This is a genomic window from Mycobacterium sp. (assembly GCF_050701675.1).
Taxonomy (GTDB): domain Bacteria; phylum Actinomycetota; class Actinomycetes; order Mycobacteriales; family Mycobacteriaceae; genus Mycobacterium.
In genome coordinates this window covers 1-14,730 of record NZ_JBOGDD010001079.1, presented here as the reverse complement: position 1 = coordinate 14,730, position 14,730 = coordinate 1, and the positions used below count along the sequence as shown (strand labels likewise).

14 protein-coding genes are annotated in these 14,730 nt (G+C 66.9%); 7 read left to right on the top strand and 7 right to left on the bottom strand.

Translation table 11 applies throughout. The features are described from left to right. From ACRDUX_RS33155 to ACRDUX_RS33140, 4 genes are all read left to right on the top strand, one after another. Nucleotides 1-385, top strand: a 385-nt coding sequence (locus ACRDUX_RS33155) for a TOBE domain-containing protein (protein ID WP_526420474.1), incomplete at its 5' end; no start/stop codon positions are given. Next, nucleotides 369-2,054, top strand: a complete 1,686-nt coding sequence (locus ACRDUX_RS33150; RefSeq protein WP_526420472.1) for an inositol monophosphatase family protein — start codon at nucleotides 369-371, stop codon at nucleotides 2,052-2,054. The genes ACRDUX_RS33155 and ACRDUX_RS33150, both read left to right, overlap by 17 nt. Nucleotides 2,055-2,064: 10 nt before the next feature. Continuing rightward, nucleotides 2,065-3,252: a substrate-binding domain-containing protein gene (locus ACRDUX_RS33145; protein ID WP_526420470.1), complete on the top strand. Its 1,188-nt coding sequence runs from the start codon at nucleotides 2,065-2,067 to the stop codon at nucleotides 3,250-3,252. A gap of 72 nt (nucleotides 3,253-3,324) precedes the next feature. After that, nucleotides 3,325-4,101, top strand: coding sequence for a GntR family transcriptional regulator (locus ACRDUX_RS33140; protein ID WP_526420468.1), 777 nt, complete (start codon nucleotides 3,325-3,327; stop codon nucleotides 4,099-4,101). Between the two features lie 12 nt (nucleotides 4,102-4,113). On the opposite strand, the gene ACRDUX_RS33135 is transcribed toward ACRDUX_RS33140, so the two are convergent. From ACRDUX_RS33135 to ACRDUX_RS33110, 6 genes are all read right to left on the bottom strand, one after another. Then, a complete protein-coding gene (locus ACRDUX_RS33135; protein ID WP_526420466.1) occupies nucleotides 4,114-4,872 on the bottom strand; it encodes an ABC transporter ATP-binding protein in 759 nt (252 codons plus the stop codon). After that, nucleotides 4,869-5,825 carry an ABC transporter substrate-binding protein gene (locus tag ACRDUX_RS33130; protein ID WP_526420464.1) on the bottom strand — a complete coding sequence of 319 codons (957 nt, stop codon included), beginning with the start codon at nucleotides 5,823-5,825 and terminating at the stop codon, nucleotides 4,869-4,871. The genes ACRDUX_RS33135 and ACRDUX_RS33130 overlap by 4 nt, the downstream gene beginning before the upstream one ends. Before the next feature lie 40 nt (nucleotides 5,826-5,865). Next, entirely contained in the window at nucleotides 5,866-6,717 is an 852-nt protein-coding gene (locus tag ACRDUX_RS33125) for an ABC transporter permease (protein ID WP_526420462.1), read from the bottom strand. Beyond that, nucleotides 6,714-7,529, bottom strand: a complete 816-nt coding sequence (locus ACRDUX_RS33120; RefSeq protein WP_526420460.1) for a sulfurtransferase — start codon at nucleotides 7,527-7,529, stop codon at nucleotides 6,714-6,716. Before ACRDUX_RS33120 ends, ACRDUX_RS33125 begins: the two co-directional genes overlap by 4 nt. After that, nucleotides 7,526-8,893, bottom strand: coding sequence for an NtaA/DmoA family FMN-dependent monooxygenase (locus ACRDUX_RS33115; RefSeq protein WP_526420458.1), 1,368 nt, complete (start codon nucleotides 8,891-8,893; stop codon nucleotides 7,526-7,528). The genes ACRDUX_RS33120 and ACRDUX_RS33115 overlap by 4 nt, the downstream gene beginning before the upstream one ends. Nucleotides 8,894-9,020: 127 nt before the next feature. After that, nucleotides 9,021-9,173, bottom strand: a complete 153-nt coding sequence (locus ACRDUX_RS33110; protein ID WP_526420456.1) for a hypothetical protein — start codon at nucleotides 9,171-9,173, stop codon at nucleotides 9,021-9,023. 74 nt (nucleotides 9,174-9,247) lie between these two features. Between ACRDUX_RS33110 and ACRDUX_RS33105 the strand changes: the two genes are divergently transcribed. Further along, on the top strand, nucleotides 9,248-9,913 hold the full coding sequence (locus ACRDUX_RS33105) for a GntR family transcriptional regulator (protein WP_526420454.1): 666 nt from the start codon (nucleotides 9,248-9,250) through the stop codon (nucleotides 9,911-9,913). Between the two features lie 30 nt (nucleotides 9,914-9,943). Here the strand turns inward: ACRDUX_RS33105 and ACRDUX_RS33100 are convergent, their stop codons facing one another. Next, entirely contained in the window at nucleotides 9,944-10,447 is a 504-nt protein-coding gene (locus ACRDUX_RS33100) for a DUF2505 family protein (RefSeq protein ID WP_526420452.1), read from the bottom strand. Nucleotides 10,448-11,198: 751 nt separating this feature from the next. Here ACRDUX_RS33100 and ACRDUX_RS33095 point away from each other — a divergent pair. Both ACRDUX_RS33095 and ACRDUX_RS33090 read left to right on the top strand, forming a co-directional pair. Next, on the top strand, nucleotides 11,199-11,423 hold the full coding sequence (locus tag ACRDUX_RS33095) for an MbtH family protein (RefSeq protein WP_526420476.1): 225 nt from the start codon (nucleotides 11,199-11,201) through the stop codon (nucleotides 11,421-11,423). A gap of 66 nt (nucleotides 11,424-11,489) precedes the next feature. Further along, a partial coding sequence (locus tag ACRDUX_RS33090; protein WP_526420450.1) for an acyltransferase domain-containing protein occupies nucleotides 11,490-14,730 on the top strand: 3,241 nt, incomplete at its 3' end.

Here is a 14,730-nt window from a genome sequence, read left to right as displayed (position 1 = left end):
CCTCGGCAACCCGCCCATCAACATCGTCGAACTCGTCGACGCGGAGCCCGCACCGCACGTGGCGGCTGCCTACGACTTCGCCAGGGCCAGGACCCATGGCACTGCGACCGTCCCCGGTTCGGTGGGGTTCCGTCCGGAGTCCATTCGAATAGAACCTCGCGGCGAGCAATCCGCTCAAGAGGGACTGACCATCGACGGGACCGTGTTTGCCGTCCTCGCGACCGGCGGCAGCTGGACGATCGAGATCGTCTCCGACGGACGCCACCTCTTCGGGACCACATCGGTAACCCCCTCCTGTGAGCCGGGTGACGATGTACGAATGCGGGTCGCCCCCAACGATGTTCACGTGTTCAGCAGCGAAGGTGATCGTGTCGACGCTACCTGAGGCCTTGGCAACACCCCGGCTGCTCGCACTCGACGTCGGCGGGGTCCTGGTGGAGACCTTCCCGACCCCCACCGACTGGGCGCCGAACTTTGCCGCTGAGCTGATCGCAGACGCCAGGCGCGCCCTGCGACCCGAGACGTCCTTACCAGCGATCGAGGAGGTGGCGGCCGACCTTCGGAACGGTCGAGAGAAACACGACGTCTGGAAGGACCGCGACCGCACGGGCGCCGAGCTCAGCCAAGATGCGCTGTGGTCGCTGTTGTCCCAACCTCGTTGGGGCATCGCACTCCTCGACCACGTCGCCCGGCACCGGTCCAGGTTGACCGCCCAGCTGTGTCTGGCCTGGGAGACACGTGTGCTTCGCCCAGGGATCCCCCAGCTCCTCGAGCATTGTCGTTCCGCGGGCATCGCCGTCTGCGTCGTGAGCAACACGATCTCCGGAGTCGCCTACCGCACGGTCCTCGAACGGGAAGGTCTAGCTGGATGTTTCGCCAACTCGTCGTTCAGCGACGAGGTGGGCATTCGCAAACCCGACCCCCGCTTGCTGATGCACGGTGTCCAGAGCGCCGGGTCGACCCTGGCGGAGACCTGGTACGTGGGTGACACCTACCGACGTGACGTCACGTGCGGTCGACGAGCTCGGGTAGCCTGCACGATCCTCATGCGATCCCGCCGCACCGAGCCCGAACACGACAACGGACCTCTACCCGACGTCGTCGTCGACCACCCCGACGAGCTGCTTGCCATGTTGAAGTCCACCCTGCCGGACGGCCGGCGTGCCGCCAGTGCCCGTACGAAGTCGATGAGGAGCACACCCGTGCCGTCGCTGTCCACCCGTTGCTGCGCCACCGCACGCCGCGCCGCGCTCGACGTCGGACCGTTGCTAGTCAACGGCTTTCGGCAAGACATGAACATCGACCTCAAGGCCGACTTCCATGACGTCGTCACCAAGTTCGACCGGGCGGCCGAGGCGCGCATCCGAGAAATCATCGAATACGACTTCCCCGGTTCGACGGTCATCGGAGAGGAGGATGGCCCCCGAGGCGACGGCAGCCCGACCTGGTACGTCGATCCCATCGACGGCACGTCCAACTTCGCCCGCGGAATCGCATTCTGGTGCGTCTCGATCGCCGCAGTCGTCGACGGGGAGGTGATCGCCGGCGTCATCTACGACCCCGTCGGGGGCAACACCTTCACCGCAGACGACACCGGTGCCCGACTCAACGGCGAACCGATCCACGCCCGCGGGTTCACCTCGTGCGACCAGGCCACCGTGCTCGCACACTACCCAATGCCGGCGGACCTCGCCGTCGCCGAGGACTTCAGCCTGCGGCGCTATGGCGCTCTCGTGAAGAGCTTCTCGGCGGTGCGTAACACCAGCAGCGGCGCACTCTGCCTGGCTCACGTCGCCGCGGGCTGGGCCGACGCCACGTTCAATTTCGGCACCAATCCATGGGACGTCGCCGCAGGCAGCTTCCTACTCAAGCTGGCCGGCGGCAGATACCGCGCCTACATCAATGGCGATGAGCAACCTGCGCACGGTGACTTCCTCGCCTCCGACTACTACGCCCACGTCGCTGACGCCGACTTCCCCATCATCAGCCGCACCATGCAGGAAGGGTCACGGCTGCGCTCCGGCCAGGACCCCTCGAACGAACCCATCCAATGAAGGAGAAGCCATGCATAGGAACAGTTCCCGCCTGCGCCGCGCTGCGATCACCGGCGCTGCACTTGCCATCGCCGTCTCGGCCTGCGCCCCGCCCAACCCCACCGGGGGCGCCGACGCAGCGTCACCCCCGTTGACGCAGAAGTCCACTCAGCCTGACGAAGATCCGCAGGGCTTCGATCTCGACGCACTCATCGCCGCCGCGCGCAACGAGCCCGGTATCACCGTCTACGACCAGACTGGCAAGGTCGTCGACACCGCCAAGGCCTTCGCCGCGAAGTACGGCCTCAAGGCGACGGGAGTGAAGGTCGAGCTGGGCGCCATCGAGAAGGTGCTGCGCGAGAACCAATCCGGCAACGTGATCGGCGATGTCGTGGTCAACGAGGACCTGCCGACCTACGCCGTCGAACTGCTCGATCAGGGCGTCCTCGTCAATTGGGTGCCGGGAGACATGAAGGGCTCGATCAAACCCCAGGATCAGTATCCCCTCACCGTCCACTACGGACCGATGGGATGGACGTACAACGATCAGGCCTACTCGAAATGTCCCGTAACAAACATCTGGCAACTCACCGACAAGCAGTTCGACGGTCGCGTCGCGATCGCCGACCCGCTCAGCAATCCCAAGTACCCGTACTGGTTCAACTCGATGGCGCTCAACGACGACCCCGCGCTGCGGGCCGCCTACAAGGAGCAGTACGGCACGGACCTCACCACCGACCAGCCCGATGCCGCTCACGAGTGGCTCAAACGCTTTGCGCAGAACCACCCCAAGCTCACCCAGACCGACGAGGAGGTTTCCGAAGCTGTCGGCGCACCGGGTCAGAAGGAGCCCAGCTTCGGCCCCATCTCCATGGCCAAGTTCCGCAACGTCGCCCAGAAGGGGTACCACCTGGCCCTCTGCGACGGCATGAAACCCTGGGCGCTGCAGGCATTCCCGTCGGCGATCGCGTACGCGGCAAAGACGAAGAGCCCCAATACGGCCAAGCTGTACATCCACTACATGCTCACCGATGAGGGCTTTGCCCTCCAGCTCGCCGACGGCAAGCCCTCCACGAGTTCGCAAGTCGCCGCCCCGAACGACCCATCCCAGGTCAAGGACTTCTTGGGCCAGATGGCGCCGCTGCCCAATACCGACCTCGTCAGCGATTACCGCAGCAAGTCCGCGTGGGACGATTTCTGGCGGAGCTCGCACGGGTAACCGATTCGAGCCAGCCAGCGCCCTGCCGGGGCGTACGGAGACACCGATGAGTGACCTGCGGAGGAAAAGAGCATGGCCGAGGACCGAATCGACTTCGCTCGGTGTTTCCGTCCCGTCGTCCACGCCAGTGGGATTCCGCTGTATTCGCAGATCGTCCAACAGGTCGAGGACGCGCTGCGACGAAAGGTCATCCTGCCCGGCCAGTTCCTGCCACCGGAACCGGAGCTATGTGACGGGTTCGACGTCGCTCGCACCACTCTGCGACGCGCCGCGGGACAGCTGATCGACAAGGGCATCCTGCGTCGGCAGCCGGGCATCGGGACGCGGATCAGCAAGGCGCCGACGCTCGACTACTCGTCGCTGACGAGCCCGAGCCTCTACTTCGACCTCAAATCGGCGCATCGCGACCCCTCGACGCGCGTCGTTTCGATGGTTGTCGTCACCGCCGACAGTGATCTATCCCGCCGCACGGGGTTCCCCATCGGGACCGATCTCGTCGCTCTCGACCGGCTCCGCCTAGCCGGGTCCATACCGCTCGCAGTGCTCGGCAACCACCTCCCGCGCGCGATCGCCGACTTCGAGGCAGATCGACTCGTCGACGACAGCCTCGACGCCATCTTGCGCGGCCGCGGACATCACACTCGCCGCGTCGAGTACGAGGTCAGTGCCTGGCTGGCAACCCCGCACGAGGCAGAGCTGCTGGAGATCCCCGAGGGTTCTCCCCTTCTGCGCGAACACCGTTGGGCATACGACATCGACGGCAACTACCTGAACTTCTCCGAGAACTACTACCACCCAGGCAACTTCCACATGCGCGGCGTGCTCCTCGAGGACCGACCCGACGGATAGCGCAGAACCGCCCTACGCGACGCCGAGGGTATCGGACACGGCGTCGTAGAGATCGTGATACTCCGCGGTGAACCGCAGCTCGCGAGGATCACGCGGCCGGTCCAGTGAGACGGTGAACTCCTCGAGGATCCGACCTGGTCCAGGTGTCATCACCACCACCCGGTCGGCCAGCAGCAGCGCTTCGTCGACGTCGTGCGTCACGAAGAGCACCGTGGTGCGCAGCTGTTCCCACAGGCGCAGGAAGTCCGCACCGATCTCGCGGCGCGTCAGCGCGTCGAGCGGCCCGAACGGTTCGTCCATGAGGAACACGGTCGGATCCGACGCCAGCGTTCGCGCCAGCGCCACCCGTTTGCGCATCCCGCCGGACAGCTGGCTTGGCGGATAGTCGGCGAAGTCGGCCAACCCCACCTGTTCGAGCAACGCGGTGATACGCCGATCCTGTTCGCCGCGCGGCCGGCCTGCGACCTGCAGCGGCAGTCGGACGTTCTCGCGCGCCGTTCGCCATGGCAGCAGCGCATCGTTCTGAAACAGCATCCCCACCCCGACCGGCGGCGCGGTGACGGCCTGGCTGTCGAGACGCACCTGCCCGCTGGTCGGTGTCACCAGGCCCGCGGCCACCTTCAGCAGCGTCGACTTTCCGCAGCCGCTGGGCCCTACCAGAGCGACGAACTGGCCAGAGCCCACCGAGAGGTTGACGTCGTCCAGGGCGAGGCGCCGTCCGCCTCGGGTGCGGTAGGCCAGGCTGACACCGTCGAAGTCGACCGCGGTCACTGTGAACTCAGCAGGCTGAAGTCGAAGGCGTCGGTGAAGGACGGGGCGGTGCCGGGTTTGACCTGTCCGACCTGCTGCAGAACGTCGACGGTGTCCTGGTACACGGCGGCGTCGGGCACCAGTCCCGGCGGCGCCTGCTGCAGCGTGGTCCGCAGAACCGCCTGAAGGATCTCCTGGCTCAGCCCAGGAGCCTGCTTCTTGGCGGCCTCCACACTCGAGGCGAGATCGGCGCTTCCACGTTCCTGGGTCGCCCGGATGCCCTTCACGAAGGCTGCCAAAGTGTTTCGGTTCTGCTGCACCCAGGATTCCTTGGCGATCACCGTCAGTGCGACGTAACGGAATTCGGGCTTCCACACGACCCGGAAGTTCCCGGACTGCACCATCGTCGTCAGCAGCGGGTCCGATACCATCCCTGCCGCTGCGCCGCCCTTCTCGATGATGGCCTGCATGGTCGCACCGGTGCCGCTGCCGACCACGCGCAGGCCCTTGTAGTCGACGCCGGCTTCGGCGGCTGCCCGCTGTAACTCGGTGTCGGAAAGGCTGCCAGGGGCGGTGACGGCCACGGACTTGCCTGCCAGGTCGGCCACCCGCTGGATCCCCGACGACGATGCCGTGACCAGAGAGTAGGGCGGGACCTCGCTGGTCACCGCGTACCCCTTGACGTCGAGGTCCTTGATGCGGTTGCGGATGATGTGCTCCCCCGCCCCGACGAATGCGTCGATGCTCCCGCCGCTGAGGGCCGCCACCGCATCCGACCCACTGTCGAAGCACACCTGTTCGGCCTTGGTGCCGCCAAGCTGACCCTCGTCGATCGCCAGTGCTGCCAAACTGATTCCACCGCAGACGATTCCGACCTTGATGGTGTCGTCGTGGGACTGACTGGAGCATCCCGTGGACGCGAGTGCGATCATCACCACGGTGCCGGCGATGGCCTTCAGGACGTGTCGGGGCATGTGGTCGCCTCCTGACGAATGGGGTGATGAGGTCGGTGGGTCAGCTCGGAACGACTCGGCGTTCCAGTGCCTTCAAGAGTTGGTCGAGCAGGATCGCCACCACGGTGATGACCGCCAGGCCGGCGAACACGCCGGTGACGTCGAGCAGGTTGGACGAGTACTTGATGTAGTAGCCGAGTCCCTCACTGGCAGCGATTAATTCGGCGATCACGGCGCCGATCAGTGCGATGCCGATCGACAGGCGCAGGCCCGTGATGAGCCACGGCACCAGCGAAGGGACGACGATCCAGCGCATCGTCTGAGCGCGGCTGGCCCGAAGGGACCGGGCCACGTCGATCAAGTCGCGGTCGATCTGCTGGACACCCTGGTAGACGTTGTAGAACACCACGAAGAGCACCATCGTCACCACCATCGTCACCTTCGACAGCAGCCCAACCCCGAACCAGATGATGAACAGCGGCGCCAGGACCACGCGCGGCAGGCTGTAGAGCGCCATCATGTAGGGCAGCAGCCATCCGCCGAGCAGGACCGACGAGCCAAGGGCAATGCCCAGCACCGCCCCCAGCGGCACGCCAATCGCCATCCCCAAGCCCACCTCGACGAGCGTCTGGGTCAGGTGCGGCCACAGTTCACCGGTGCGCACCAAGTCCACTAGCCGCTGCGCGATGGCCAACGGGGACGACACGTAGAACGAGCGGACGAGCCGATCCGACGACAGCTGCCACGCCGCGACGACGAGGACGGCGATCGCGATGCGCCCGCCGATGACGATCAGCCGGCGCCGGCGCTGATCCCGACGGTCTTGGCGGGAGAGGTCCTCGGACGCCTGATCCCCGGCCCGCGATGCGGCTGGCACCGGTGGGCGAAGCCCGCGGCTGAGCGGTCGGCTCATGTGACACGTCCCGTGCCGACGGACGTTTCGGCCACCGGCCGCGCGGGATCGGCGCTCCATGCCGAGAAGGAGCCGACGTAGAGCGGAGCCGAGATACCCAGGTGCGCCAGCACCGCCACCCCGTGTGCCGCGGCCACGCCGCCGCCGCAGTACAGCCCAGGCACGACCTCGTGCTGACCGTCGATTTGGTAGAGCGCGCGCAGCGTGTCCGGATCGTGCAGCGTGCCATCGGCGGTGACCGTGTCGCGCGAGCTGACGTTGCGTGCGCCGGGGATGTGCCCGACATCGAAGGCGTCGGCGGCGCGGGAGTCGACGAGGCGGCCGTCGATGGCCAGCGCCGCTGCCCCTTCGGCATCCAGTTGGCCGAGATGTCCTGCGGTGACGGTGATGTCGCCCTCGGCGACGTTCGTCGCCAGCGGCCCCGCCGGGTGACCGGCGGCCAGCCACGAGCGCAGACCACCGTCCAGGATGGCGACTTCGGCGACACCGGCCCAGCGCAGCACCCACCACGCCCGCCCGGCGACGAAGCTGCCGTCGTCGTAGACCACCACGCGGGTGGTTTCGTCGATGCCCCACCGGCGAAGCGTCGCCTGCAGCACGTCGACGTGAGGCAGCGGGCGCTTGCCCTCCGTCGGCTCACCGTCCGAGCGGGACAGGTCGGCGGTCAGGGAGGCGACCACCGCACCGGGCAGGTGCTGATCTGGACCGGCCTCGGCCGCGTCACGCCGAACCTCGATCAGCCGCAGCCCTTTTGGCTCATCCCGCAGGCGGGCTGCCACCGCATCGACGCTCACGAACACCGGCGCAGTCACGACAGCACCGCCGCGGTCGCCGGGGTGCCGAACTGGCTCGCCGGACGGATCAGGCCCAGGTGCTCCCGCAGCGTCGTCCCGGTGTATTCGCGCCGATGCAGACCGCGTCGCTGTAGTTCCGGAACGACGAGGTCGACGAACCGCTCGATGTTGTAGGGCACCCGGGGCGGGAAGATCATGAAGCCGTCGGCGGCACCGGTGGTGAACCACTCTTCGAGGACGTCGGCGACCCGGGTGGGCGAGCCGACGACCTCCTTGAACATTCCGCCCCGGACCAGGGCGGCCGTCACTTCGGCCAGCGTCAGGTCGTCGTGGCCGTACAACTCGGTGGCCGCACTGAGCACGTCGCGCGCCTTGGGCGGCAACGTCTTCAGATCGACGACGTCGCCGATGCGGGCACCGTCGGGATGGGCCGACAGGTCGACTCCCAATGCTTCTGAGAGTTTCGCCCGTCCCCCTGGCCCGGTCTGCAGAAGGTGCTGCAACGTCGAATATTGTTCGCGTGCAGCGGCATCGGTGTCTTCCACGTACACCGCCACCCCAGGAACGATGAGCTGCTCGGCAGAGGTTCGCCCGTGTACGGGCAACCTGGACTTGAGGTCGGCGTAATAGTCGCGGGCGCCCTGCAGGCCGAGCGTGGAGGAGTTGGTGAAGCGCAGATCGGAGAACCGCGCGCCCAGTTCCCTGGACCTCTCCGAAGCCCCGGCGTTGATGATCGGCAACCGGCCCTGTACGGGGCGCTCGATGTTCAGCGGGCCGTCGACGGAGAAGAACTCGCCCTTGAACCCGATCTGGTGCACCCGGTCCGGGTCGACGAACCGACCGGTCGCCGCATCGGCCACCCGGGCGTCGTCTTCCCAACTGTCCCACAGCAATTGGAGGACCTGAATGTACTCAGCCGCCCAGTCGTAACGGCGGTCGTTGTCCCAGTGCTGATCCCGACCGAAGTTGCGGGCCGCCTCGACGTTCTTTCCCGTGACGATGTTGAGCCCGACACGACCGCCGCTGAGGTGGTCGATGGTCGCGGTGGCGCGGGCGACGTTGTACGGATCGGAATAGGTCGTGTTGACGGTGGTGATCAGCCCGATTCGCGTCGTGATCGCCGCGATGTGCGACGCCAGCGTCAACGCCTCGGGTCGGAGCACCTCATTCGGGTTGGCGAACTGCGACTGGGTCAGACCCACCAGCCGATCACCGATGAAGAAGAAGTCGAAGACGCCGCGTTCGGCTGTTTGGGCGGCCTTCCGCAGCATCGCAGGGTTGGAGTTGCCGTCCGGGTGGGAGCCTGGAAGGCGCCAGGCGGCGGGATGAAAGCCGGTCGGCCAGATGGTCAGTCCCAAATGCATACGACGGTCATCGGACATCGTGGTTCACCTTTCGCCCAGAACGGGCTGTTTGGGAGATGCGCCGACCGGTCCCATGAATCACGAGTTGATCAGGGCACGGAGGCACCGGGGAGCGCCGACACCGCGGGGCGGTTTCGCGCCGGTTTCAGCAACTACAGAGGCAGCTGTTGACCAGGAGCAGGTCGACGTAGCGGCGGCGAACCAGATGGGAGGCGTCGGCGAACACGCGGCGCGGGCACAGCGCGGCGTCGTCGCGAGAACCGCTCGAAAGAGCGGCCTGCTGCAGCCATCGCTTCACGTACACGAGCGTATACGCTATCTTCCGACACGGTCAACTCGACAGACTCCTGCGGAGAGGGGCAACGGAATCGCATGAGCGGCAACGTATTCACCGGCACGCCACGGGCAGACACGCACTACCTGCGCGTCAAGCAGGATCTGCTCAATGGTCGGTTCGAGCCGGGAACCGTGCTGCTGGAAACCACCCTAGGCCAGCTCTACGGGGTATCGCGCACACCCATGCGCGAGGCACTCGCCCGGCTGGCCCACGACCGGTTGATCGATCGCACCGAGCGCGGTTACGTGGTGCGCGAGCGGTCCGCCGAGGAGATCCAGGCCATCTACGAGGCACGCATCCCGCTGGAGTCCGCGGCCGCGTCCCTCGCTGCCCAGCGCCGCGGCACGATCGACGTCGAACGGCTCGACCATCTCCTCGCGCTGCGCCGCGACGAGGCCGACCACGCCCTGCACGCCGGGCTGAACGCCGAATTCCACGTGGCACTGCGCGACGCAGCCCACAGTTCCGTGATGGCCTCGTCGCTGGGCCAGCTCGACGACATGCTGACCGACTATCGCCCCGACCGCTCGCCATCGGCCAACACCGAGCGCGGCTTCCACGAACACCAAGAGATCATGCTGGCGGTCCGGGACGGCGATTCCGAGGGCGCCCGCGATTCGATGATCAGCCACCTCGAACGCATGCGAGACCTGCGCATCGCGGCGCACGTCCGACGGACGGCTCGCGAGGCCATCCGATGATCTGAGCTCGCCATCGGCGGGTGTCCGACGTCAGGCGTGCTCCTCGATCCACTTCGTCGTGAACCGCAGCATTTCGGGGGTCTCTTCGACCGTCTGCCGACTCAAGATGGTTTCGAGCGTGCCGCCGACCAACGGGACCTTGAACTTCACGGTGCCGTAGTACTTCAGGCGCGAGCCGTCGCCCGAAGGGGCCATCATCACCGTGCCCACCCCCGACCCAGGTATCCCCCGCGCCTCGGTGCGGACCTCCCCACGGATCCCGACGCCGAGGACCAAGCTCCACGTCTCGTCCTGCACGATCTCCAGATCGCGGGGATAGAGCCTTCCAAACGGTTTTGGCAGCAGGACGTTGCGCAGATCGTGGACGACGACGAGTTGCACGACGCCACCCGGGCCTGCGTCGAACGAGTCGAGCGTGCCCTTGCCGCCGTAGGCGGCCAGCCGGTCCAACCAGTAGTCCTCCTCGGAGAACGCGCCGTGAATCTGTTCGACGCTCACCGAGGATTCGACCGAGAAGTCGAACGACCGTGACATGTCCGCAGACTATCGCCGTCACCGCGGGAAAGTGGACGCTTCAGTGTGGCCGGACTGCTCCATCTCCCGACGAGCGGGGCTAGACACCGAATCGTTGCTCGCCGACGGTTCTCGAAGGCGGCCCACGGCCGTTCAGGGTGTCGTCGTCGGGTGTCCTCGAGGGGCAACCGCGATGGCAGTGCGGTCGGTTGCGGCTCCGTCTCGTCGAGTACCGCCGCGTCCATGCCGCGTTCGACGAGTACTTCCGAATGCAGCAAAAGTTGCCGTACCGACGTGTCAGGGCCGCGCCGGCGAATCGCTTCGACTGACCCACTCCTTGGGTTCGTGTTTCCAGAGGTTAGCCAGGGGCCGAAGTCGGCCGATTCGCATCCGGCCGGGACCCGACCGGATGCACCGCGCCGGTCGCGAACCGCGTCGCCATCGCCCGCGGTGAGTGGGAAGCAGTGAATATCAACGGCTTTCACGTAATCCGGCGCCATTTCGACACACCGCGCAGGCGGTATCACACGGTGGGAGCGGAGTGCTTGCGAGTGCCCTCGCCTCCGATCGATGGGGGGCTTGCTAGCCGCACTGCACCCGGGCAATCAAGATCGAGCGCAGCGGGACCGGTGAAGACGAACATCCCTTGGCCGGTTCACCCGAACTGATGCTGACGGTTACGACAATTTTACCAAAACCACCGATTTCCGTCGTCGTCCTGAAGTACGTTCAGGTCGGTACCACGCATCTCGGAGACTTGGGGGAGAAACCGATGAGCAACAACCCGTTCGACGACGACGACGGCAGCTTCCTCGTTTTGCTCAATGACGAGGAGCAACACAGCTTGTGGCCCACCTTCGCCGACATTCCTGCCGGCTGGCGGGCGGTCTACGGAGAAGCCGACCGCGCCGCATGTCTGGATTACATCGAAGAGCACTGGACCGATATCCGGACGCGGAGTCTGCGCGACAGGCTGGCCGAACGGGCGTCTGAGTAGTCAACCGGCTTGATGGGGGGCGGTCGGATGGAACGTTCTGACCGAGTACACGCGGGTGAGCCCGCCATGAACCACGCAGATGCCACTGCGGTCGCTGTCATCGGCATGGCCTGTCGGCTTCCAGGGGGCATCGATTCTCCCGAGCAGCTGTGGGAGGCCTTGCTTCGCGGCGATGACCTGGTCACCGAGGTTCCGCCCGACCGGTGGGATGCCGACGACTACTACGACCCCCAGCCGGGGGTGCCTGGGCGATCGGTGACCAAGTGGGGTGGGTTCCTCGACGACGTCGCCGGGTTCGATTCCGACTTCTTCGGGATCAACGAGCGCGAGGCCACTGCGATCGACCCGCAGCACCGGTTGCTGCTGGAGACCTCCTGGGAGGCCATGGAGCATGCCGGCCTCACTCCGAAGTCGGTAACGGACTCGCTGACCGGCGTGTTCGTGGGCCTGACGCATGGCGACTACCAACTGCTGGCCGCCGACGCGGACGCAGTGGAGGCGCCGTACGGCTTTACCGGCAGCAGTTTCAGCCTGGCGTCCGGTCGCATTGCCTACGCCCTGGGACTGCATGGTCCCGCGATGACGGTCGACACCGCCTGTTCGTCTGGTCTGACCGCGGTGCATCTGGCTTGTCACAGCCTGATCGACGGTGAGAGCGATCTTGCCTTCGCCGGTGGCGCCGCCGTGATCCTGGATCCGCGGAAGTTCGTCGCAGGATCCGCAGAGGGCATGCTGTCGCCCACGGGAAAGTGTCACGCGTTCGACGTCGCGGCCGACGGGTTCGTCTCCTCCGAAGGTTGCGCCGTGTTGTTGCTCAAGCGTCTGCCCGACGCGTTACGCGACGGCGACCGAATCCTCGCTGCGATCCGCGGCACTGCAGCCAACCAAGACGGCCACACCGTCAACATCGCCACCCCATCGGTCACGGCTCAGACCGCGGTGTACCAGGCGGCGTTGGCCGCCGCTGGCGTCGACGCCAGCAGCATCGGCATGGTCGAGGCGCACGGGCCAGGCACCCGGGTCGGTGACCCGATCGAATACGCCAGCCTGGCCAACGTCTACGGCATCGAGAGCCCCTGCGCGCTGGCCACGCTGAAGACCAACTTCGGACACGCCCAGTCGGCCGCGGGAGCACTGGGATTGATGAAGGCGGTCCTGGCCTTGCAGCACGGCGTGGTCCCCCGGAACCTGCACTTCACCCGCCTGCCCGATGAGCTGGCCCGCATCGACACCAAACTGTTCGTGCCGCAGGAGCTCACGCCATGGCCAACCAACGGGCGTCATCCGCGCCGGGCGGCGGCATCGTCGTACGGGCTCTCGGGAACCAACGTGCATGCCATCGTGGAACAGGCACCAGAACAGCTCACCACGTCGGCAGCCACCCACGAGGGCGTCCCAGTCGAAGGGTCGGCGACTGCGCCACTGCTGTTTCCCCTGTCGTCCAGCTCGACCGACGAACTGCGCAAGACCGCTCGTCGACTGGCCGACTGGGTGGCAGCACGCGACGACGTGACCTTGGCCGATCTGGCTTACACCCTGGCGCGCCGGCGCGCGCACCGACCCGTCCGCACCACTGTCATCGCGAGCAGCCTGGCGGAACTGACCACCGCCTTGCGGGAGGTCGCCGACGGCGACACGCCCCATCAGCCCGCGGTCGGGCAGGACGACCGGGGACCGGTCTGGGTGTTCTCGGGCCAGGGTTCGCAGTGGGCTGGGATGGGCGCCGAGTTGCTGGCGAACGAACCCGTCTTCGCCACCACGGTCGCGGCGGCCGAGCCACTGATCGAGCGCGAGGCCGGGTTCTCGGTGACCGAGGCGATGACCGCGCCTCGAACCGTCAGCGGCATCGACCGGATTCAGCCGACACTGTTCACCATGCAGGTCGCGCTGGCCGCCGCCATGCGCTCCTACGGGGTGCACCCTGGCGCGGTCATCGGGCACTCCCTCGGTGAGGCCGCGGCAGCCGTCGTCGCCGGAGCCCTTTCGCTGGAGGACGGGGTGCGCCTCATCTGCAGACGGTCGCGGCTGATGTCCCGCATCGCCGGAGCCGGCGCCATGGCGTCGGTGGAACTGCCTGCCCGGCAAGTGCTCTCGGAACTGCTGAACCGCAGTATCAACGACGCCGTAGTGGCGGTGGTGGCGTCGCCGCAGTCCACGGTGATCGGCGGAGCCACCCAGACGGTGCGAGATCTGGTCGCGGTCTGGGAGCAGCGCGACGTGATGGCCCGCGAGATCGCCGTCGACGTCGCCTCACATTCCCCGCAGGTCGATCCGATCCTCGACGAGCTGACCGAAGTGCTCGCAGAGCTGCAGCCGATGACACCGGAGGTTCCGTTCTACTCGGCGACCATGTACGACCCACGCGAGAAGCCGGTGTGCGATGCCTTCTACTGGGCGGACAATCTGCGCCACATGGTGCGGTTCGCTCCCGCGGTGCAGGCCGCCTTGGAGGATGGGTACCGGGTCTTCGCCGAACTCGCGCCGCACCCGCTGCTGACGTACGCGGTCGAGCAGACGGCCCGCAGCCTCGACATGCCGCTCACCGCTCTGGCCGGGATGCGGCGCGAACAAGCGATGCCGAACGGGCTGCGCAGCCTGGTGGCCGATCTGCACGATGCGGGCGCCGCGGTGGACTTCTCCGTGCTCTATCCGGACGGACGGCTGGTGGACGCACCGCTGCCGACCTGGAGTCACCGCCACCTGTTGTTGAGCCGCACCGGCCAGGAATCCGCGACACACGGCGGTTGCACGATCTCGGTACATCCACTGTTGGGCGCGCATGTGCGTCTCCAGGAGGACCCCGAGCGCCATGTGTGGCAGGCCGAGGTCGGCATCGCCGCTCAGCCCTGGCTGAGCGATCACCGCATCCGGGACGTGGCCGTGCTTCCTGGCGCGGCCTACTGCGAAATGGCGCTGGCGGCCGCACGTTCCGTGCTGGGAGAGACGTCCGAGGTCAGGGACATTCGCTTCGAGCAGGCACTGTTGCTGGATGAGCAGACCACGGTCGGCGCCACCGCGTCGCTGTCGGCACCCGGCGTCCTCGACTTCACCGTGGAGACCAGTCAGGAGGGCGAACGGGCGCGGCAAGCCACCGCCGTCCTCCATGCTGCCGAAGACGAGCGGCCGCCTGCCCGGGACCTCTCTGCGCTACTGACCGCGCACCCGTGCCACGAGGACGGTGCCGACGCCCGCAAGCGCATGGACCAGCGAGGCGTTCAGTACGGTCCGGCGTTCTCCGGTCTCGCCATGATCCACTCCGGCGAGCGGGACAGCGACACCGTCCTGGTCGAGGTCGCGCTCCCCGGCC